Source organism: Pseudomonas shahriarae, assembly GCF_014268455.2.
GTDB classification, from domain to species: Bacteria; Pseudomonadota; Gammaproteobacteria; order Pseudomonadales; family Pseudomonadaceae; genus Aquipseudomonas; species Aquipseudomonas shahriarae.
Window position 1 is genome coordinate 4062118 of sequence record NZ_CP077085.1, and the last position, 22539, is coordinate 4084656.

Sequence of the window (22539 nt, forward strand, 5' to 3'; positions counted from 1 at the left end):
ACGGGTGTGAGTCGGCTCAGCCCCAACTAAGGAGGGCTGGCTCAGATCATACGTTCCGTTGAGCGGCGTGAACAACCAACACTAGAGTGCCGGTATAGATGAGGCCGCGATCGCCAGGGCCAGCTGTGCGTCAGACATCAGCGGCGGCGTGTAGGTCGAGCGATAAAACCTGCTTGCCTGCTCGAACTGTGCACCCCGGATCTCACCATCGGAGCCAATGAACGCCAGCGCGTCACTTTTGGAGGATTTGAAAAGCTCTGGAATGTAGGAAGTACCGGCGGTGGCTCCCGAGGTAATCACAAAGGGCGCTACCGAGGTGAGCATAAGCGCCCCCTGGAACGGGTTATTGTTTTCGGCGGCCACAGCGGGGTTGCCAATCGACACCAGGAGGACGATTGCCAGGGGTTTGCAGAAATCCATGGGTGATTGCTTCCGTGCGTTCAGAGGGGCGCCACGATAACAGAGTTGGGCGGTCCATCACGCAGGTGTCGCAGGAGCATGCCCGGGAACGTGTACCACACGCCCCCGGGCACGCTAGGTCACGGCTTGAGTTCAAACAACGCCGGCATTGGCGGCCATTCGGAAGGTACCTTGCGGAAGTGGCTGAACCCGGCGGCTTGCGCCATCTGCCGTGCGCGCTTCTCGCCCATGAACGCCCCCAGCCCTGCCCCACCGTGGGACAGCGAGCAGGTCATGCAATACAGGGTGCTCTGCGGATACATCACTCGACCGAACAGGTTCATGTTCTCGTGAAGCTCTTCGGACAGGTTGAGCTCGACCATCAGGTAGGTGCCGTCTTCGGCCGTCGCGGCGCGCAGGTCCTTGAGCATCTGCTGAGGATCGGTGGCATCGTGGATCACCACGAAGGTGGTCACGAAGTCGAATTGCTGGCCTCGCAAGGCATCCGAATCGTTCACCTCGAATTGCACCCGGTCACCGACCCCGGCTGCCTCGGCATTGGCCCGTGCCAGCTCGATGGAAGGCAGGTGAAAGTCGCAGCCGACAATCCGGGCCTCAGGGTACGCCTTGGCCATGGTGATCGCCGCAAGGCCGGCGCCGCAACCGAAATCCAGGACACTGCCGCCGGTCTTGAGCTTCTCTTCGACGCCGTCCAGGGAAGGAATCCAGTGCTGGACCAAGTAGTGCTTGTACCAAGGCATGGTCATGCGCTCCATGCCTTTCCAGGTTTCCAGCGGAAACGCCTCTTCGGCGCAACCACCACCGTGGCGAAAAGCTTCGATGACCTTGGGCGCCATGCTCACGAACGGCACACTCAGCTGAATGATCCCACCGGCAAAATAGGGCGAGTCTTCATCGGCGAGAACCGGCACAAATTCAGCGGGCATCTGGTAGCTACGGGTTTGCGCGTCATAGGTCACATAGCTGCCGGTGACCATGCTGCCCAGCCATTCGCGCAAATAGCGTGCGTTGTAGCCGGTCTTCTGCGCCAGCTGTTCCAGGGTCACGGCCTCACCGTCGGCCAGTGCCTTGAACAGGCCAAGCTGGTCACCGATGTAGAGCATCGCACCGCGCAGTGTGTTGCCGTAATCCTCCATGATCCGCGCGGAAAACTGCTGGACCTTGGTTTTATCAACTTCCATAACCTTAGACATCTGTCTCTCCTTGATAAGTTTGCAAGCCTGCTCATTGAGCAAGGGTCAGCGGTCCGTCAGTTTGGACAGCACGTTATCGACAATGCGTTCGGACATGCCCAGATGGCTTCTGGGCTCGAACAGCCGCGCCAGGACGCCTGCATCCATGACAGCGACCACCCGGGTATCGGCCTCGATCGCCGTGCGGATCGACACGTGATCGCGCTGGCTCGCCTGGGACACTTCGAAGATGATTTGGTAGGCGCTGCTCTTGCCGAGCTTGCGTGCCATTTCGAACACCACGGCTTCGGTGCAGATCGCATCGCCATAGCCCTGGGCGGTGCATTCCATCTTCTTGACGTTAACGGTCAGCCCGTCGATGGTCTCGGTCAGAATCGAGAGCGCCATCAGCGCATAGTGCGAAACGTCCGCCACCGCACACCACTCCAGGCGCGTGCCACGGTAATCGCGCTCGTGCTCGAGGATCATCGCGTCCAGCGCGAGCACGACCTGGGCCTTGGCTAACCGCGCCAGGACCACGACCTGCTCGCAGCCCTCGGGGTTGCGCTTGTGGGGCATGGTGCTGCTGCCGATCTGCTGATCGCTCCAGCCCACTTCCACCTCGCCGATTTCCCAGCGATTGAGCGTGCGGATTTCGTCGGCCACACGGGCCAGCGATGCCGTGACCATGGCCAAGGTACTGACGAACTCTGCGACACGGTCACGGGATACGTGCCATCCGGTCAGGGGTACTTGCAGCGACAAGCGCTGCGCAAAACGCTCCAGCATGGGCATCGCGTCCGGACCGAACGCCGCCATCGTGCCGACCCCGCCAAACAGCTGCACCACCAGCACTCGCTGGCGGGCCTCAGCCAGGCGCTGGCGGTGGCGCAGCAGTTCATCAATCCAGCCGGCGACCTTCAGCCCAAAGGTGGTTGGCAAGGCTGGGATCGAATGGGTCCTGGCGACCATCAGCGAATCACGGTGCGCATCGGCCAGCGTCGACAGTTTGCCCAGCAAGGTCTCCAGGGCCAGGTCCATCGCGTCGAGGACGTCGCGCATTTCCATGGACTGGGCGGTGTCCTGTATGTCCTGGGTGGTGGCGCCGTAGTGCACGAATTCACGGGCACTCGGGCTGCAGTTTTTTTGCAGGGCGCTCAGCAAGGGCATCAGCGAATGACCGGTGGCAGCCACGCCTTCGGCCAACTGGCGCACATTGATGCCCGACAGCAAGGCGGCTTTTTCGATCTCCAGGGCGGCCTCGAGCGGGATGATATTGACATCGGCCTGGGCCATGGCCAGCGCAGCTTCCACATCCAGCCAGCGCTGCAGGCGGCAGTGACTGCAGAAGATCTTGCGGCTCTGCGGGCCGGCATAGCCTGAACCGTGGGTTTTCGAGTCGAGGATGTGGCTGTGTTCGTGCCGGCACTGCTCGCCGTCATGACCCAGGCCGAGGTGTTCCGAACGAGCGGTGCAAGATGCACGGGCTACCTTTTCCAACGTTTGCGAATCCATCACATACCCTCCATCGCGTACTGGGACTGACCGACATTTCCTGGGGTTGCCATCACCGCTTCAAGGCCATCGCTTGAAGACCGGGGTATCGCTTTGTTCGCCACCAATTCGACCATCTGTGCCGCAAGCCCCGTGTAGGTGGTCGGGTCAAGCAGGTCGTCGAGCGCTTGGCGGGTGAAACAGCCGTGCAAACGCTGATCGTTGAGCAGGGCTTCGCGAAAAGAAACACCCGCGCCTTGGGCTTGCAGAGCTATTTCGTGGACCAACTGATGGGCCGTCTGCTTGCCCAGGCGAGGCGCCAGCGCGAGCATGACCCGCTCCGACAGGATCAGCCCGTCCAGCAAATCCAGGTTGCTGCGCATGCGCGCTTCGCGCACGTCCAACCCGGCCAGCAGCACACCCTCCATCCGTGCAAGCAAGGCACCGGCGTAGATGAACAGCTCCGGCAAGGCCGCCCATTCGATGCGCCAGGTGGTGCCGTCACGCTCGTGCAACTGGAACGCCGCATCGGTCAGCGCGAGCATTTGTGCGCGTACCAGCCGCGAAAGCGCGCTGATCAGATCCACCGTCGACGGGTTTTGCTTGTGGGGCATGGTGCTGCTCCCCACCTGCCCTGCCCGGCGGCCTTCACGCACTTCATCTATCTCGGTGCGTTGCAGGTGGTAGATCTCATTGGCGACCCGGCCCAAGGTCGCCGAGGCCTGGACCAGCAGCCAGGCCGCCTCCAGGACCCGGTCGCGGGCGCTGTGCCAACTGCTCAACGGTGCCGCCAGGCCAAGGCTTTCCAGGGTCCGGCGCTGTACCTCCAGGCCCTGTGTGCCCAAGGCCGCCAAGGTGCCCACGGCGCCGGTCAGGTTGCCCACCATTACCCGGGCATACGCCTCATCAAAGCGCTCAAGGTGTCGATCAATTTCATCGACCCACACCGCGACCTTGTAGCCAAACGTGGTGGGCAGCGCTTGCTGCCCGTGGGTCCTGGCGACCATCGGCGTGTGCTTATGCTGCAGGGCGAGCGTGAGCAAATGCCCACGAATCCCCCGCAAACGCTGCAAGACCAGGCCCCAGGCATCGCGAACCTGCAAGATGAGCCCGGTGTCGAGGATGTCCTGGGTGGTCACGCCGTAATGCACGTATTCACCCAACCCATCGGCGCACAAGGCCTCCAGTGCGCGAATGGTCGGCACCAGGATGTGCCCGGTTTCCATGCTCTCGCGCCCCAGTGCGTCGAGGTCGAGCAGCTCCACACTGGCCACCCGGGCGATTTCCCGCGCAGCTTCATGGGGGATGATGCCCATCTGCGCCTGGGTCGCCGCCAGCGCTGTTTCAACATCGAGCCACTTCTGCACCTGATTGGCATCAGAGAAGATCGCGGCAAATTCCGGGGACGAGTAAGCGCCCCCGTGGATACGGGATTCTGATATATGACTCGGCATGTCGGGTTACTCGCGTTGTCCAGGGAGGGCTACTTCACGCGCTGCACTTCTTCCCAGACAGCGTCGTAATAAGCCCTCTCCAGCCGGAAGTGCTGGGCCAGGGACGTCAGGAATGAATTCTGGAACGCGAGGTCCGGAATACGCCGTGAGATCAGCGCCCATTCACGCTTGGCCCGCGGCGGGACAAGGCTGATATGCACTTCGTAGTACTCCGCGTCGTCCTGGCTCAGGCCAGCGTTGCGCAAGGCGTTGTACAACTTGCCGTGGTTGCCGGGAACCACCAGTTCGGTGATGTAGAACACCGCCAGGCCCCAGCCGACATCCGGGTTGCGAAAGCACCGGGCCCGGTTGTTCAGGTAGGCGATCTCTTCGGGCATGGTCGAGATGGCGTCGAAATCGGCAGGCAGGCCCACGGCGCCGAGGAGCTTGGCCAACAGCCGTGGGTGGGAGCGCTGCTCGTCCTCTTCGCCCAGCTCGCCGTAGAGGTAACGGCCAAGCGCGGCTGCCTCATCCACGTCGGTGAGGTTGACCAGCAGGTCCGCTGCGTCGCGGTACAGGCGGAAGGTGCGGAACCACTGGTGATGCAGGAACACCTGCAGTTGCTCACGGGAGGCCTTGCCTTCAAATATGTACTGCGACATCGGATGGTTTTCCCGCGACTGCGCGGCGATTTCCTCTTCCAGGCGCTGTTGGAAGCCAGCTTCGGACAAGGGCGATGCCAGGTCCGCAGACGGCATGAAACGCTCTTGCACGCCATAGATCGCATTGGCCAGCCAGCGCCGGGTCGAGGCAGTGGCGACGTCATCGCTCAGCGACAGGATGTACAACAATTGCTGACACTGCGCCGCGTTCGCGGCATCGCCCCGGTGGCCCGATTCGCACAAGGCGCGCAGCATATTGGCGGCAATTTCGATACGGTTGAATGTCGTGTCAGGTTTGAGCGCCTCAGCCAGCAGGCGGGCTTCAGCGGTGTGAATGCTCTGTAATTGCGGCAGCGAAAAATTACGTGGGCTCATCATGTGCTCCATTTTTTTGTTCTAGGGTCGCTGGGAGGATCAGGCGGGCAGGCGTTGTTCCTGCATCTGCTGCCACAAGCTGTCGAAGTAGGCCTTGTTGATTTCGAAGTGACGCTTGAGCGCCCGCATGAACATGCGCTGGAAGCCTTCATCACTGGCGAACTTGGCGATCAGTGCCCACATTTCCTCGGTGTCGATCTCATCCTGGGTGCCATGCAGGCGGTGGAACTCACTGGGCCCCTCTGGCACCTCAAGGCGCTGCAACAACTCGTAGATGCGCCGATGGTTGACGCAACTGACCGACTCGACGGCGTACAGCAACGCCAGGCCCCACGCCACATCGGTGTGCCGCACACAACGAATGCGATTGTTCAGGTAGGCCTTTTCCAGGGGGTGCAGTGCCGGGAAGTCAATCGCCAGCGGAATATCGAAATACTCCATGAGGTGGGCCAGCATCGCCGGGTGGGAACGCTCCGGTGTCTCCGCGCCCGCTTCGCCGTAAAGGTTGCGGTAGAACACCGACGCGTCCTCAATGGCTTCGAAGCGAAAGGCCAGTTCGGCCAGCAGGCTGTAGAAGTTGTAAGAGCGGGTCCAGTGGTGTTCCAGGAAGAAGCGCACGTCTTGCACCGGCGGCGTGCCCTGGAACAGGTGCACCGACATGGGATGATTGACCCGGCTGCGTGCGGCGATTTCAGCATCGACCTGCTTGCGGAACTCATCCGCCGGCAGTGCGGTGAAACTCGGCAGGTCGGCCGCGAATTCATCTTCAACGCGGTAAACCTCACTGGCCATCCAGCGACGGGTCGGCTCGGTGCGCGGCTCGCCGGGAATGTGCAGTTGCAGCAGTGCTGACTGGTAGTGGGCGTAGGCGCCGGCGTCTCCCGACAGGCCTTGCCGGGTCAGCGCGAGCAGCGCTTCCAGCGCGCTGGTGACCTGGGTGTATGGCGCGCCGGGCTTTAAAGCATCAGCCATCAGCGCCGAAGCGATGGTGCACTGATGGGCGTCCGGGCGTTGTTGCAGGGCAGCAGTATCCATTGATAACCCCTTTGATCCTTATTTTTATGATGTTTACGTACTCGAAAAAAATCCTAAAGGTTCCTCCAGTGGCAAGGTCAACACCTGTAGGAAAATTCTTTTCATTGAGTTGAAACAGCCCGTAACCAGGGCTGTTCGCCCCGCCGATGGCTGACCAACGGCGAGGCGAGGATGCCGGGGGGAGGCTTCAGGACGCGGCGGGAACTGTCACGAGGAAAGGCACGGTACGAATTTTGTCGCCTCCCTTGAATTGAATCCACAAGGCATAAGGCCCCGCATGCGCGGGCTTGGCATGCAGCATCAACTGCGCCGAGACTGCGCCTGGGTCGCCATGGTCACCGTGGGCGGCCTGCGCCGCCATGGCGTGCGCATGCACATAGTCCAGCTCATCGGTACTGACGAAAACCGCATGGGCCGCCACACCCAGGTAGGTGTCCAGGTCCTGGGCCGGCTTGCCATCCTTGAGCACGGTCAGCGACATCATGCTTTCGCTGCCGGCACGCAAGGCCGACGTGTCCAACTTGACCGTGTACGGGCCATCGCTACCTTGCTCCGGCTTGGCCGGCGCCTGGGCCACCGCATCGCTGCCGCCTTGTACTGGCACCTCGAAGCGCACCACCTGCTGGCCAAGCCCGCTCGGCACGGCATCGGCATAGACGTAATAGGTGCCCGGCCGGGGAAACTTCATCGCGACCTTGAAGCGACCATCAGCGCCCAGCTTGGCCGCGTGCTCATGGATAAAGCTGGTGAAATGGCTGTCGGTCGCCAGCACATGAAGGCGCTGGGTCAGTTCTTCGTCAAACTGCACGATCGGTTGCCCGGTGGCCTTGTCGGTAAAGGCAATCGACAACTCACGTGTCAGTGGGCCGGTTTCTTTGACGATCAGCGCGCCAACAGCCTTTTCGCTCTCGCCGGGCAGCGCGAACGTGCCTTTGATGCTTTCCTGGGCTGCCATCGACGGCATTGTCGCCGCGCCTAGCACTGCCAGGCCAACGGTTAGAACCTGCTTGGTATCCATCTGGGTGACTCCTCATTCGATAAATGGTGGCTTGCGACAGTAAATCTGCCGCCAGGCCGTTCTTCGCCGAACACCGCAAGCAGCGCGCTTGCGTACAACAACGGTGTCTAACGCAGTGCCGCAGCACCGCTGCACACCTGCCCCGCCTGCTCGCAGATCTGCCAGCCACCGCCCAATGCCTTGTAGATACCGACCACCGCCAAGCGCTGCTCGGTGCGCGCCACGGTCAGTGCGCGGCGGCTGCTGAAGTCCGCGCGCTCGGCCTCCAGGACGTCCAGATACACCCCCTCACCTTCCGTGAAGCGCGTGCGGGCCAACCTCGCCGCCTCACGATTGGCCGCCGCTTCCAGCAGCCGCAAGCCCAGGGTGCTGCCTGCGGCACTGTTGGCCTGGAACGCGTCATCGGTTTCTTGCAGGGCGCGCAATACGGTCTGGTCGTAGCTGATCAATGCCGCCTGGGTGCGCGCCTCGCTGGCGGCGATCCGCGCGCGTACGCGCCCAGTGTCCAGCAGCGACCAGCGAATGACCGGTGCGATAAAGTTCGACTGCATGCCCGAGTCGCCCAAGGCGCCGAGGCTTCCGGCCAGCAGACCGATGGAGCCCTGCACCTGGATATCCGGATACAAACCGGCTGTTGCCACGCCGATCTGCGCGGTCTCGGCTGCCAGCACCCGTTCGGCTGCGGCGATATCGGCGCGCCGGGCCAGCAAGCCGGCCGGGTCGCCCACCTGCAGGGTGCGCAGGTTCAAGGTCTCACGGCCGGGCCGGGCCTGCGGTGGTTTGAACCCTTGTGGCGCCTGCCCCAGTAATACCGCCAACGCGTTGGTGGTGGTTGCCCGACGTCGCTCCAGGCCAGGCGCTACCGCCTCGACATTGCGCAGCAAGGCCTCGGCACGCAGCCGATCGAATTCGGTGGCGGCGCCTACGCTGACCAAGTGCTCCACCAGGCCCAGGCTGTCACGCTGGCTTTGACTGATGTCCGCCACTACCGCCTGCTCGGCTTCGACCCCCTGCAGCTCGAACCAGGTTGCCGCGACGGTGGCGGCGACGCTCGCCTGCACGCTGCGCAGCAACGCCTGGCGCGATCCCGCCTGGGCCTGCGCCGCCTCCACCGAGCGCCGGACGCGGCCAAACAAATCGATTTCCCAGGCGGCATCCAGCGCCGCGCGCGTGGTTTCAAGGGAGCGCTGCTGGCCGAGGGGGGTCTCGACTTCGCTGCGCTGTCGGTGCTCATACCCTAACGCGGCACCGCCGCTGGGCAAGAAGCCCTGGCGGCTCTCGCGCAACATCGCCTTGGCTTCGTCGAGACGCGCGGCCGCGATGCCGATATCGTGGTTGGCCGCCAGCGCCTGCTGGATCAATTGGCTGAGGGCCGGCTCATCGAACACACGCCACCACTGCACCTCGACATCGCCCGTACCAAGACCGGCAATGGGCGCGCCGAAGCTTGCTGGCCGTTGCGCGGCGGGCAACACCGGCGCGGAGTAATCGGGCCCGACTGCGGTGCAGCCAGCCAGCAGGAGCGACGACACCAGAAACGCTTGATAGGCCAATTTCATGACACGCGCTCCTCCAACTGCAGCTTCGGACTCGAAACCTTGCGCAGCGCAAGGCTGCGCATCACCACGTAGAACACCGGCGTCAGGAACAGACCGAACAGGGTCACCCCCAACATCCCGGCAAACACCGCAACCCCCATGGCATGGCGCATCTCGGCCCCGGCGCCGCTGGCAAATACCAGCGGCACCACACCGGCGATGAACGCCAGCGAGGTCATCAGAATCGGTCGCAAGCGCAACTGGCACGCGTGGATAACCGCTTCCAGCGGGTTGGCGCCTTCGGCTTCAAGGCTGCGAGCGAACTCGACAATCAGGATGGCGTTTTTCGCAGCCAGGCCGACCAGTACCACCAGCCCGATCTGTACAAACACGTTGTTGTCGCCGTCCACCAACCAAACGCCGATGATCGCGCTGAGCAGACACATGGGCACAATCAGCAAGACCGCCAGGGGCAACAACCAACTGTTGTATTGCGCGGCCAGGATCAGATAGGCCAGCAACACACACAGCGGGAAAATGAACAGCGCCGATGACCCGGCGAGCTTTTGCTGGTAGGTCAAGTCCGTCCATTCATAGGTCACGCCCTCGGGCAGTACCTCTTGTGCCAGGCGCTCCATGAGTGCCACGGCCTGCCCGGAACTGACCCCAGGCATCGCTCCGCCAGAGATGTCGGCCGAAGGATAGCCGTTGTAATGAATCACCCGATCGGGCCCGGAACTCGGTGTAACGGTGACAAACGCCGACAACGGCAGCATGTCCCCGGCCGCGTTGCGCACCTGCAGGCGGCCGATGGCTTCGGCCTGCATACGGTGGTCCGCATCGGCCTGGGCAGTCACCTTGTAGGTGCGGCCGAACCGGTTGAAGTCGTTGACGTACAGCGAACCGAGGTAGACCTGCAAAGACTCGAACACATCCGCCAGTCGCACCCCCTGGCTCTTGACCTGGGTGCGGTCGATATCGACATTCAGTTGGGGCGCGTTGACGTCCAGGCTGGTCATCAACCCGGCGACCTGGCCCGACTCGGTGGCTTTTGTCATCAGCACCTGGGTCTGCTGCACCAGAGCCTGGAGCCCGACCCCACCCCGGTCCTCAACCTGCAGCTTGAAGCCTCCGGTCACTCCAAGACCGGGCACTGGCGGCGGTGGGAATACACCGAGGAAACCGTCGGGAATGCTCGCGAACTTGGCTTGCAGGCGCCCGGCGATGGCGACCGCAGCCATGTCGGGAGAAGTACGCTCCTTGAACGGATCGAGCATAACGAACATTACGGCAGCATTCGGTACGTTAACGAAGCCGTTGACCGACAGCCCAGGGAACGCCACCACGCTTTCGACGCCCGGCTCATCCAGGGCGATTTTCGACATCTGCCGCACCACCGCATCGGTACGATCCAGGGAGGCCGCATTGGGCAACTGGGCGATACCGACCAGGTAGTACTTGTCTTGCATCGGCACGAAGCCCGCCGGTACAGCGTTGAAACCAAACCAGGTCAGCGCCAGCAAGCCGCCATACACCAACAGCGCCGCGCCGCGACGACCCGCGACCTTGCGCACCGTGTTGCCATACGCCTGCGGTGCCCGCTGGAACGGCCGGCTCAGCACTTGCACCAGATGCGCGGCGCGACCGCGCAGGCTGCGCGGGTCATGCACCACCGCAGCGTCGCGCGGGCGCAGCAACAGGCCGGCGAGTGCCGGGCTGAGGGTCAAGGAGTTGACCGCCGACAGGATCGTGGAAATCGCGATGGTCAGCGCGAACTGCCGATAGAACTCACCTTGCAGGCCACTGAGGAAGGCGGTGGGGATGAACACCGCAGCGAGTACCGAGGTGATCGCAATAATCGGCCCGGTGACCTCGCCCATCGCTCGCCGCGCAGCCTGCGTCGGCTCCTCGCCGTTCTCGATATGCCGCTCGACGTTCTCGACCACCACGATTGCATCGTCGACCACAATCCCGATGGACAGGACCAGGCCGAACAACGACAAGGTATTGAGGGAGAAGCCCATCAGATGCATGACCGCAAAGGTGCCGATGATCGACACCGGCACGGCCATCAACGGGATCAGCGACGCACGCCAGTTACGCAGGAACACCACCACCACGAGGACCACCAGCAGGATCGCTTCCATCAGGGTGATGGCCACTGACTCCAGCGATGCACGCACAAACACTGTCGGGTCATAGGCAATCCGCGACACCATACCCTCGGGGAAATTGGCCTCCAGACGCTGCATGGTATCGCGCACCGCTTGCGCCACATCCAGCGCGTTGGCGCCCGGGCTCTGGATGATCTGCAGGGCAACGGCCGGCTCGCCGTCCAACAGGCTGCGCAGCGCGTAGGCATCGGCGCCCATTTCGACACGGGCCACATCGCGCAGACGCGTCACCTGGCCGTTATCACCGGTGCGAATGATGATGTCGCCAAACTGCTCCTCGTCCGTCAGGCGCCCGAGGGTATTGACCGTGACCTGGAACGCCGCGCTGGAGTCAGGCGCCTGGCCGACCGAGCCGGCCGCCACTTGCACGTTTTGCTCACGCACTGCGGTAATTACATCGCCTGCGGTCAAGCCACGGGCGGCGATCAGGTCCGGGTCGAGCCACAGACGCATGCTGTACTCGCCCGCCCCCCACACCAGCACGTCGTTGATCCCCGGAATCCGCGACAGCTCGTCGCGCACCTGGAGGTAGGCATAGTTGGAGATGTAGAGCGGGTCATAACGTTGGTCGGGCGACAGCAGGTGGACCACCATGAGGATGTCCGGGGAGGTCTTCTGCGTAACCACGCCCAGGCGCTGCACCTCTTCGGGCAAACGCGGCAGGGCCCGCGAGACGCGGTTTTGCACCTGGATCTGCGCCATGTCCGCGTTGGTGCCCTGGGCGAAGGTCGCGGTGAGGATCATGCGGCCATCGGTCGCCGATTGCGACGTCATATACAGCATGCCCTCGACGCCCGTGATCACCTGCTCAAGGGGCGCCGCCACCGTCTCGGCGATCACCTGGGGGTTGGCGCCCGGATAAGAAGCCGTCACTTGCACCGTGGGCGGCGTCACGGCGGGGTATTCGCTGAGAGGCAAATGAAAGAAGGCCACGATGCCGGCGATCATCATTAACACCGACAGCACGATGGCGAAGATCGGCCGGTCAATGAAAAAGCGTGGGAAGCTCATTGCACGCCCCCCAACACCAACGGCGCATCCAACGGCGCCCCATCAATCCTGGCGGCCAATGGCGTCACCTGCATGCCGGGGCGCACCAGCCCCTTGACGACAATGCGTTCACCCGGTTGCAGGCCCTGCTCAATCACGCGCAAGCCGTTGGCCATCGGCCCCAGTTCGACGGGACGGTATTCGGTCTTGTCGTCTGCGCCGACCACCAGCACATAGCGGCGGCCCTGGTCAGTGCCAATCGAGTGGTCGGCCACCAACACCCGGGGTTGCGGCGCGCCGATGTCCAGCTTGACCTTGGCGAACAGCCCCGGCGTCAGGCGCCCATCCGGGTTGTCGACCACGGCACGCGCACGCACTGTGCCGGTCTTGCGGTCGGCCGCATTGGCCAGGAAGTCCACCCGCCCGGCGCGTGCATAGCTTGCATCGTTAAGCATCGCCACCATGACCCTGGCGGCCTTTTCCCCTTTCGACGCAGCAACCTCCCGAGTCGCGGCAAGCGAGCGCAGATAGGTGCGCTCGTCGACATCGAAATACACATGCAGCGGGTCGATGGAAACGATCGTCGTCAGCGGCGTCACCCCACGGGTGACGTAGTTGCCCTCGGTGACAAGGGCACGGTCGACACGCCCGCTGATGGGCGCAGTGACGCGGGTGTAGCTCAAGTCCAGTTGTGCGGCATCCAGCGCGGCCTTGGCGGCGTCGACCTGAGCCCTGCCGGCATTCAACGAGGCGATGGCGCTGTCGAGACGATCCCGCGCCACCACCTTTTTAGCGAACAGTTGCTCAGCCCGACCATGCTCGGCCTGGGCCAGCAATGCATTGGCCTCAGCCTCACGCAAACGGCCCTTGGCAGCGTTCAGCGCCGCCTGGAACTCCCGTGGGTCGATCATAAACAAAAGGCTGCCCTTGGCCACGGATTGCCCTTCAGGCACGCTGACACTTTGCAGATAACCACTGACACGCGGGCGCAACTCAACCTGCTCAATCGCGGTCAAGGAACCGGTGTATTCAACAAACGGAGTCACCGGCTGCGCAACCACCTCGGCCACCGGCACACCAGGCGGCTTGGCGGCATCGGCCGCGGGCGCGCTCTCTTTACAGCCACCCAGCGTGAACACGACAGCTATCGCCACGGCGACCAGGGTTATGCGCTTGCCGTACATCGTGTACCTCCTTGTAATTTTCAGGACAAACCAACACTGGAGGTCTTATCCGGCTTGCCATGAGGGGAAGGTCAAGTGTTATGAAAATGGCAAGGGGGGGCTGGCAGTAGTCAGGGCGGGACGCAGCGTGAAGCGAGATGTTTGATGTGGGGGGCAAGCCTGATTGGATTTGTTTGCTTCTGCACTGGCATGTGTTTCTTCACATATGCCGCGTGGGTCTATGTGACCCCTCATCTAGTGACTTCTTAGACTTTCCGGGGGGTACCTGCCGGCCGAACACGAACTACCAAATTGCCCACGATTCGGGGCACTTGTCGTATGGCCGCGTTCGGCCAGAAGCGGCCCCTCAATGATGTCTATCAAAACAGCGGTATTCATTCCCTGACGGACCTCGGTTTAGGTTTTGTACGAAGTTTCGGGACGGTTAGAATCGCCGACATGATTGACTGAAGGCCTGCACGGTATAGAGTTACGACTCGGATGCATCCTGTGAATTGATCAAGAACCTGGTTTCTCCCGAGCAGAAGATGGGTCGACGTCGAGCACGCCTTAACGCGCTGCTTACAGTCGATCAGACTCTTCCTCCGAAACCAAATACTCAACAAAATCCAAGTAGGAGCCCCATACTTCAGGTGCTGTCATCAGTGATTCTTTACCAATCCGATTAACATCAATCGCATCACACCAGAGCACTTGCCCCAATTGGGAATTGCAATCCATCACGATCAAACCTTCAGCAGGCTCCCCCAACACAAGATAGTTTGATAAAAGTCGGCCACTGTTTCTCAAACGCTTCGTTTCATCAAGAACGTTAGTTGGGGATTCCCAACCGATCTGGTGCAGCGGTAAAACATAAATACCACTTCCATCGAAAAACTCCCCAACCAATTTGAAGCTATCTGGAAGTGATATTTTCAACTCATGCTCGAGCTTTTCAATAAAATTCGGATCCACCGTGCGAATGCCATTCAACGACTCAAATCGACTCTTTACCATCTCTAAGCTTGACATACCAAACCCGCCGATTTTTTACGCGCCATTGCCAATATTCTCACATGCCCTGCACTTTAACTTATGCAGCGGATAGGAAATCGGGGGGGATTCGTCCTGTTTACGATGCAGCAATCATGTGACTGCTTTCCAACAGCGGAGATACCAGGGCTCGTTAGACTGCCGCTCTCGCAGCATTTTGAGATTCTCGGCAACCTGCATGGCTTGTTCAAGAAGCAAAGCATTCTCCTCATAAGCACATGGATCATTGGTGCCCTGGTACAATTGCCCGCCCTGCGAAACGTCTCTCACAACACTATCTGCAAGCTGATAGAACCTGACAATGAGGGCTGCTTGTTCCGCATCCAAGCAACCGATGTTTTGAATGTTCCCGGCGTAAACCCGGCAGTAATGGTCTGCCACTGATATACGGTACTCCTCGGCTGGCTTGGACGGGTCGCTGCGATAAAATTCTGCGCGCACTCTCAAATCTTGCAAAAAGTGCCGATGTCTCGTTATCTCCGTTAGCGCCATGATCTCCGAGTAGATAGCTCGACCAACTGTGCTTTGCTCCCGAGACAGCTTTAGCCACCAGGCAAGGATCGCCAAGACCACAGGCAGTGAAAATTTGACTACTTCGTCCATGCGCCCTCTCAGTTGCGTGAATGTCAAAAGGAAGCCTCAAGTGCTTTTTTTTCAGCCCGCGTCAGCCTTAATTAAAGCTCGTGCACGAAAATTTGCTGGAGAAATAGCGGCCCTCATGAATTTAAAAATATCGAGCGGCCGCGTTTGGCCGATTGCAGCCCATCTTGACGGGTAGTTTTTTGAAAATTGGCACCCCATTATCGGCCCCAATTTTTCGAGGCTGATAATTGACTATTTTTCGCCGAAGAGTCCTCCTGGCTTGGGTCGAAGGCGTCGATACGACTACCACCGCTTCCACCACGCCTTCTGAGCAACCATCTTAGACGCCAGCGAGGCGATCTTAGAGCCTGCAATCTTTATCGGAGCGACCTCCATACCATCGAAGCTACCTAGACCCAGAGGGGGGCTTTCTGCTTGTAGAAAGCGAGTGGTTTCTGCTGAAGCCACCGCATGCAGTAACGACGAAGGCGCTATATTCCGACTCAAGACGTGAATACCACTCTCCGGGTCATGTAGACCACTTGCGTCGGTGCCTTCCACGCCATCTATCAGAAGCGGTTGGATCAAGACCGTCCCAAGCTCATAGGTGATATCCAGATCACCGCAAACGCAACGCAGCCTTTGCAGTTCACCATTCGACGATACGCACACAAAATCCAGCCCGTCGTCATCTGTGCAAAAGCTGCAAACGCGTAATTGAAGGCTTTTGCTTAGCGCTAAATTCACATTCAGGAAAGCTCTCTTGAAGTAGCCGGCCAGCTGAGCATCCTTAAGCAATTTGTATACCCGCGATAGAGCTGCCAATTCTTGAGGGAGCTCAAGCGGTACATCATTAATAGGTGGCATAGATGTAAAGGGCCATTTCCGTTCTTCGCCAGCCTTAAACGTGTCTAAGTAGAACGACGTGGCGCTTTCATCCTGGTGCAATGACCACCCAATACTCATCGGCAAAGTAGAAAGTGGCTCTAGCTCCGGCTTCACATTCATCGCGTGAGCAACGACAAGGTACCCCATTGTTTAGATCCTTCAGGTACAGGGCTGAATTGCTCCAAGCATAGTCGATACTTGAGTGTGCGCTATTGGCCGATTCTGTTGAAAAAGTAGCTCCCCTGGCTGGCCTCCGGCAAAATCTCCGCATTGGCCAGCAGGGAAGCACGCAACATGATGGGACAGTTATCGAGTGGGCAGGAGCGACTGTTTTACTCGTTCAACCTTGAAGATCACATCCCAGCCACTCACCTTCTACGCAACATTGATCGGTGTCTTGATCTGAGCGACCTGCGCCATTACCTCGCCGATTTCTATAGCCCGATTGGGCGTCCGTCGATTGATCCTGAACTGATGATCCGCATGCTGATCGTCGGCTACTGCTATGGCATCCGCTCCGAACGGCGGTTGTGCGAAGAGGCCCATTTGAACCTGGCGTATCGCTGGTTCTGCCGATTGAGCCTTGAAGATGAAGTCCCCAACCACTCGACCTTTTCCAAAAATCGACACGGCCGTTTTCGGGACAGTGATCTGTTTCGCTGGTTGTTCAATGAAGTGCTGCGTCGCTGCATGGACGCTGGTCTGGTCAAGGGCGAAGGTTTTGCCGTGGACGCCAGCATTATCAAAGCGGATGCGAGTCGGCAGCGCGGCGCACCGGGTGGTGAACCGGTCAACTGGAGCGATCCGGTTCTGAGGACCCGCGCCGTGCGTGAGTACCTTGAGGCACTTGATGAAGAGGCTTTGGCCGAAACGCTGCCGAAGCGCCTGTCGCTGACGGATCCTCAAGCCCGCTGGACCGCTGCTCCAGGAGGCCCAGCTTTCTACGCTTACTCCACGAATTATCTGATCGATACAGAGCACGGCGTGATCATGGATGTGGAACCCACACCGGCTCATCGAACCGCAGAAGTCGAGAGCACCAAGACGATGATCGAACGGGTCGAAGCGCAGTTCGACATCAAGCCGGAGCGCCTCATTGGCGATACTGCTTACGGTACAGCGCCGATGCTGGCCTGGATGGTGGAGGAAAAAGACATCGAGCCGCATGTGCCGGTGTGGGACAAAACCGAGCGCAAGAACGACAGTTTTTCGAGCAACGATTTCCACTGGAATGAAGAGGCTGAGGAATACCGCTGCCCGGCCGGCAACCCATTGCGCAGCGAATGGCGAGCCTTCAAGAATGAGCGTTCACACGTCACCAAAGCCAACACCATTATCTTCCGATCCCGGCAGACCGACTGCGCTACGTGTCCGATGAAAGCCAAGTGCTGCCCGAACACCGCGTTCCGCAAGATCGCTCGCAGCGTCCATGAAGCCGCTCGCGATGTGGCTCGGCGCATTGCAGCAACGCCGGCATATCAGCGCTCTCGCCACGAACGTAAAAAAGTCGAAATGTTGTTTGCCCACCTCAAGCGCATCCTGAAATTGGATCGCCTGAGACTACGTGGCATGAGTGGTGCGACGGATGAATTCACGCTGGCCGCTGCGGTGCAGAACCTGCGACGGCTGGCCAAATTTTCATCTCAAGGGCCACCAGTCACGGGATAGGTGCGCCTGCACCAAGCAAAAAACCTCAAATTAACCCAATAACAGAGCAGCAAAGGTCACCGAAGGGCCGAAAAACCACTCAATGTGGTGAGTAGGTTCTCCGGTGGTGGTCGTGCCTGAGTTCAGGCGATCTGAAAATCCGACTTTTTCAACAGAATCGGCCGAAAGCCGACGGTCGCGAACGGCAGCAATTGGCCAGAATCAGCCTTCTGAAGTGCCGACCAATCTGCGGGCGATTCGCAGTTTCGACCCGCTGCATGCACGTTAATCACTGACTTTGCCCCCCCGCGCACTCTTGGTTTTTTAAACGCCAGCTGGTAGCGTTCGGCACCTCGCTGTATTGCCCGATCCCTTTCTTCATTCGTGACCTGTAAAAGGCAGACGTGCACGAGAACCGTTGCCCCACTCGAGGGCACTGACGCAGGACGCATCGGGCGATGCACAGTCATTCGCAAATGGAGTTCACAATGACGCAAAACAGCACCGTGCTGTCGGGCATCCAGCTGGATCAATTCATGGACCGTCTTGAGGTCGAGCATCAGGAACATGGTGTCGACTACCTGTTGGGCCAGCTGCGCGGCCAACCGCTCAAGGCAACCTCGCTGGAGTCAATCGGACGGCTGCACGTGCTGTGGGTCAATGCGGGTGATGCAGACGCGGCCAGGGCGGTACTGGCCGACGACGGCCAGGCACTGATCGAGGCTACGCCTGATGATGAGCGCAACGAACTCAAGGTCAACCTGCTGATCTACCAACTGCGTCTGGGCAACTACTTCAAAGACGAGCAGGGCCTGCTTCAGGCGCTCGACAACCTTCAGCAATTGACCAACGAGCCGCTGCCGTTCGACATCGAGCAGTACCGGCGCTACCGCATTTTCGAAGATCTCCAACACGCCACCCTCGACGTCGCCCTGAAGACCATCGAAGTGCGTCACACCCTTGCCCTGATCAACCCCGACCGTCATGCACTGCGAGCCTGGGACGATGCCGATCAACACCAGCGACGGGCCCAGGCGCTGGCCGCCCATGAACGCGACGAAGAGGCTCGTGAAGCCGCGCTGGCGGCAATTGCCGCGTTACGCACCGCTGGCGAAGATCAGGATGTCGACGGTAACGACTGGCTGTGGCTGGGCGATGCGCTGATCGAAATCGTTCCGTTGCGCCTGGCGATGTTCGAACAGCCGGTTGTGCGATTGATCGCCGAATTGTCGCTACCCCAGCGTCGAGAATGGGAAGTGCGCCTGGCACGTCTGGCCGCCCGTTCATTGCAGGCCCAGGGCGACCTCGCCGGTGCTTTGAAAATCTGTGAAGTGGCGACCCTGAGTCTGGAGTCCGGCGGCGGTGACAACTTCGTTGACTTCCATTTGCCCTGGCTGCTTGAAAACGGCCAAATCGACGACGCGGGGCAACGTGCATTCATGGAAATCTATGAAATGCGCGGCGAAATGTGGCCGGGCACGGCCTACTGGGTCCAGGATCGCCTGCTCGATGCCGAGGACCAGTCAGCGTGGTGGCCGTTGTGCGTGATACGTGCCTGTGATGATCAGAGGGTGCTGGAGCGCTTCACTTCCGGCCTGCCGTGGCGGGACGAGTCGACCCCGTCCATGGGCCCGCTGCTCGATGCACTGCATGACGCGCGCGATGACCTTGAGCAAATTGACAACGTCTTCACCCTGGCCCTTGCAGAAGCCCGGCGACGCGCGCCGAACCACCCGTGGATCACTCGTCTGGTGGCGGTACGTGAACGTCAGGCCGGGCGCATCGACGCCAACACCGAACTGACGATGCTACGCGAGGCGGTTTCGGCCGGCGATCTGCAGGACCACCGCAGCGTCTACAGCCTGTTCAGGGCCCACGCCAGTACGTTCGGCATATTCGATGCCTTGCGCCAACCCTTGCCGCTATTGGCCAGTGGCATGTACTACTACAATTTTGCGATTTCCCTTGAAAGCTTGGTCGAAACGCATGTCGAGAAGCTTTCCAGCGAGGAGGCAGATTCGGTCTGGTGGCGGCTGCGGGAAGTGCAAAAGGTTGCCTACGAACATGGCCAGGCCCGTATGGAGCAGTGCTTCGCCGGCGGCCGCGGACACCGCTACGATGCCTGCGCACACCTGTACTCAATGCTGTGCAACAACCTGGCGATCAATTACCGCTGCTACAACGACAAACTCATGGGTCAAGCACTTGAGTTGCATACCCGTGGCATCGCCGCCAGCCCGTTCGCCGAACATTATCAGGGCATCCTCGAAAATCGTATTCTGCTGAACGATAACCCAGGCATCGCCGAAGCCGCCGAACAGCTATGGCACTACGCAGCCGACTATGGCTACGGCCGCCACAACCCGGAAGATTACATACAGGACGTCACCCGCGCCCTGTTTCGACTGGACCGCGAGCGCGAGCTTCTGATCTGGCTGGAGCGCATTCTCAAATGGCAGGAAGAGCGCGAAATCAGCGACAAGGACCTGGAGTACTCGCCGCTGTTCGCACGGATGAAAATTGCCATGTACCTGTCATACAGCCTGCCGGAGGCGGCCACTAACCTGTGGTTACGTTACGCGCCGGTCATCGATGAACTCTCTGAATCCTCTCTGCTGGCTTGTGCCGGCGATGTGCTCAAGGGGCTCGAGCGCAAGGCAGAGGCCGTGGCCTATTATCAGCGCTCCATTCTGCGCAGTGATCCGAACAACGAAGTTGATCGGGGAAACAATGAAATGATCCGCCAGTGCATCGCCGAACTGCAGGCGCCGGCAAAACCGGCCGGCAAAGCCTGGTGGCAGATATGGAAGTGACACCGGAGCTGCGAACGTCCGGTTATGCCCCGCGCAACGCACTCAATGCCGAACAACTCAAGCGTGGCATTGCCGAGCGCAGCAAGGCCCGAGGTGATGCGCCAGAGGTGGGCAAATGGTTGCTCAACCATTTTTACCGTCATCTGGTCGGCAATTTCGAGCCTGCGCGGCGAATCCTGAGCATGGGGCAGGCTATCGAGGCATTGGGAGCCGAGCCGCCGTCCTGGGTGGCTGGGCATTTGAGCGATGCAAAAAAAGATTCACTTGCCCCGCTGGTCTGGGTCGATCCGCAGCAGGCGCCATTGCTGGCGCTGGAAGCCTTGCTGGTGGAGTTCCTGACCTCGCGTCAGGGCACAGCACTGGCGGGCAAGCTCGAACGCATCAACTGCCCCCAGGCGTTGATGCTGTGGCAAAAGGAACACGCGCAGATGGCGGCGCGTGTCGAACAAGGCTGGCGCCAGAGCCAGCCCGAGGCCTTGCTTGCACGGGTGAACACCGCGGAGCACGTATTGCAGGAACTGCGTCCCGAAAGTTCCTTGCTGCGCGCGGAAATGGCCTTTGAAAGCTACGTGATGCGCCACTGTCTGGGCCAGTTCGCCGATCGCCGCGCCTTGACTGGCGGCTACGGCGAGCGCTATGCCGAAGCGGTCGAACAGCAGCGCATGCGTGTGTTCAGTTTGCGTGACAGTCAGGGCCAGCCACACATCACCATCAGCCTGATCGTCCAGGCCGACGGCACATTGACGGTCGAGCAGGTAAAGGGTAAGCAAAACCGGCCTCCGGTGGAGCGCTATTACCAGGACCTGCTGCAGTGCCTGAATGCTCTGGACACCGACCAGCAGACACCCGCCGACTGTATCGCCATCGGCATCGTGCGTACCGAAGCCGGCTGGCTGCGTATCGAGGAGGTCAACGACCCGACCGCCCAGACTCGCCAGGTAGCCCGATATCCGCAACTTTATGAGCGCCTCGATGCGCCATCCGCCATGGTCGAATGGCTGGTCGCCGGGCGTCAGCCGCAGCAATTCCTGCAGGCTGCCCCGAAGGCGGTGTCGGTCAAGTACGCCATCCGGCACATTTTCAGCAAATACATTGAGCGTCAGCCCAAAGACCCGTTGTACCTCACCGAAGGTGTGCCGTGGCCTGAAATGACCTCGCCAATGGCCGAGGAAATCCTGGCCTGGCAGGCCCGGGCAAGGTAAGGAGAGCGGGATGTTTTTGCTTATCGCAGTTGTTGTTTCAGCCTGGATGTTGTGGCGAGCATTCAGACCGCGTGGCGCCCAGTTGTTCAGCCAACGCAGGCACTGGTCGCTGCTGCTGGCCAGGCCCATGGCTGATGCGATGGAAGTCGAGGGTTTCTACTCGTCGGCGTGCGATCACTTCACCGAGCAAGCACAGACGATTGTACGGGCAGCGTTGTTACACCAGGCCGGGATACGCAGCAATTGCAATGACGAAGCCGTGCGGTCGCACTTCAGTGCGACCCTCGAACAGCAGTGGTACAACCTCGACCTGCAGGCGCTGATGACCGGTGATGAGCCGCGTGCGGCCATGGCCTTTGCCTGCGTTCGGGTGGCGTTTCTGGTCCGTTGTGCGCTGCTGATGCGTTGGCTCGAGCCCGACCTCGCCTGGCGTGTGCTGCTGCTCAATGCACAGCGGGCGCAGGACTGTTTCGACAGTTGGGAAGAATTCGGCAAAGCCTATCAGCTAGGGCGCGAGCAGTGGGTGGCGGCGTTTCGCGTCGACTCGCTGGGCGAAGCGTTCCATGAGCAGCATCTGCGCCAGTTGCTGACGCCCGGCAGCGGAGCTTGGGCCGATGCCCCCTGGAATACGCATGCGGCGCTGACCCCGACTCTGGCGGGAGCTGCGTAGCTATTGGTTCAAGCGTCTGAATCGCTGGAGCTCTCACCGCTGGAGGCGAGCTTGGTTGAAAAGCTCTTTCATTGCTAGATCAGCCGAGGCCTGGAGTCGCTGGTCATGAATGGCTTTTCTCGGCCAATAGCAGCCATAAATATGGCTACGAATCTAGGGCGGCTCAATGAATAGGTGCTCCTGAACGACTCTGCTCAAGAGCTGGCTTTG

The 22539-nt window shown here is 60.5% G+C and carries 17 protein-coding genes; 4 read left to right on the forward strand and 13 right to left on the reverse strand.

Translation table 11 applies throughout. The annotated features are described in order from the left end of the window. Nucleotides 1-81 precede the first annotated feature (81 nt). The 13 genes from HU773_RS17950 to HU773_RS18010 form a co-directional block, all read right to left on the reverse strand. On the reverse strand, nt 82-420 hold the full coding sequence (locus HU773_RS17950; protein WP_057960135.1) for a DUF2388 domain-containing protein: 339 nt from the start codon (nt 418-420) through the stop codon (nt 82-84). 119 nt (nt 421-539) lie between these two features. Then, nucleotides 540-1613 carry a methyltransferase domain-containing protein gene (locus tag HU773_RS17955; protein WP_057444279.1) on the reverse strand — a complete coding sequence of 358 codons (1074 nt, stop codon included), beginning with the start codon at nt 1611-1613 and terminating at the stop codon, nt 540-542. Between the two features lie 45 nt (nt 1614-1658). After that, nucleotides 1659-3107 (reverse strand): class-II fumarase/aspartase family protein, encoded by a 1449-nt coding sequence (locus tag HU773_RS17960; protein ID WP_115128610.1) that lies wholly within the window; start codon nt 3105-3107, stop codon nt 1659-1661. Further along, the gene (gene purB / locus HU773_RS17965; protein ID WP_057441691.1) at nt 3107-4540 is read right to left on the reverse strand and encodes an adenylosuccinate lyase; all 1434 of its coding nucleotides are present in this window, start codon (nt 4538-4540) and stop codon (nt 3107-3109) included. Before purB ends, HU773_RS17960 begins: the two co-directional genes overlap by 1 nt. A gap of 29 nt (nt 4541-4569) precedes the next feature. Continuing rightward, entirely contained in the window at nt 4570-5556 is a 987-nt protein-coding gene (locus HU773_RS17970) for an HOASN domain-containing protein (RefSeq protein WP_057441693.1), read from the reverse strand. A 39-nt stretch (nt 5557-5595) separates the two neighbouring features. Further along, complete coding sequence (locus HU773_RS17975) at nt 5596-6591, reverse strand: HOASN domain-containing protein (protein ID WP_120733586.1); 996 nt, start codon at nt 6589-6591, stop codon at nt 5596-5598. A gap of 187 nt (nt 6592-6778) precedes the next feature. Then, nucleotides 6779-7609 carry a DUF8832 domain-containing protein gene (locus HU773_RS17980; protein WP_057960139.1) on the reverse strand — a complete coding sequence of 277 codons (831 nt, stop codon included), beginning with the start codon at nt 7607-7609 and terminating at the stop codon, nt 6779-6781. Between the two features lie 107 nt (nt 7610-7716). Further along, nucleotides 7717-9168: an efflux transporter outer membrane subunit gene (locus tag HU773_RS17985; RefSeq protein ID WP_120733587.1), complete on the reverse strand. Its 1452-nt coding sequence runs from the start codon at nt 9166-9168 to the stop codon at nt 7717-7719. Continuing rightward, nucleotides 9165-12332 carry an efflux RND transporter permease subunit gene (locus HU773_RS17990; RefSeq protein ID WP_169990031.1) on the reverse strand — a complete coding sequence of 1056 codons (3168 nt, stop codon included), beginning with the start codon at nt 12330-12332 and terminating at the stop codon, nt 9165-9167. Before HU773_RS17990 ends, HU773_RS17985 begins: the two co-directional genes overlap by 4 nt. After that, a complete protein-coding gene (locus HU773_RS17995) occupies nt 12329-13495 on the reverse strand; it encodes an efflux RND transporter periplasmic adaptor subunit (protein WP_186625958.1) in 1167 nt (388 codons plus the stop codon). Before HU773_RS17995 ends, HU773_RS17990 begins: the two co-directional genes overlap by 4 nt. Nucleotides 13496-14056: 561 nt before the next feature. Continuing rightward, nucleotides 14057-14506: an SMI1/KNR4 family protein gene (locus HU773_RS18000; protein WP_120733590.1), complete on the reverse strand. Its 450-nt coding sequence runs from the start codon at nt 14504-14506 to the stop codon at nt 14057-14059. Nucleotides 14507-14620: 114 nt separating this feature from the next. Continuing rightward, nucleotides 14621-15130 carry a hypothetical protein gene (locus HU773_RS18005; RefSeq protein ID WP_065882287.1) on the reverse strand — a complete coding sequence of 170 codons (510 nt, stop codon included), beginning with the start codon at nt 15128-15130 and terminating at the stop codon, nt 14621-14623. Between the two features lie 282 nt (nt 15131-15412). Beyond that, nucleotides 15413-16144 carry a hypothetical protein gene (locus HU773_RS18010; RefSeq protein WP_217883907.1) on the reverse strand — a complete coding sequence of 244 codons (732 nt, stop codon included), beginning with the start codon at nt 16142-16144 and terminating at the stop codon, nt 15413-15415. Nucleotides 16145-16291: 147 nt separating this feature from the next. On the opposite strand from HU773_RS18010, the gene HU773_RS18015 reads away from it, so the two are divergent. From HU773_RS18015 to HU773_RS18030, 4 genes are all read left to right on the forward strand, one after another. Further along, a complete protein-coding gene (locus HU773_RS18015; RefSeq protein WP_169990230.1) occupies nt 16292-17665 on the forward strand; it encodes a transposase in 1374 nt (457 codons plus the stop codon). 467 nt (nt 17666-18132) lie between these two features. After that, nucleotides 18133-20457 (forward strand): hypothetical protein, encoded by a 2325-nt coding sequence (locus HU773_RS18020; protein ID WP_120733592.1) that lies wholly within the window; start codon nt 18133-18135, stop codon nt 20455-20457. Next, nucleotides 20448-21659, forward strand: coding sequence for a hypothetical protein (locus HU773_RS18025; protein WP_120733593.1), 1212 nt, complete (start codon nt 20448-20450; stop codon nt 21657-21659). The genes HU773_RS18020 and HU773_RS18025 overlap by 10 nt, the downstream gene beginning before the upstream one ends. A 10-nt stretch (nt 21660-21669) precedes the next feature. Beyond that, complete coding sequence (locus HU773_RS18030; RefSeq protein ID WP_120733594.1) at nt 21670-22329, forward strand: DUF1266 domain-containing protein; 660 nt, start codon at nt 21670-21672, stop codon at nt 22327-22329. Nucleotides 22330-22539 lie beyond the last annotated feature (210 nt).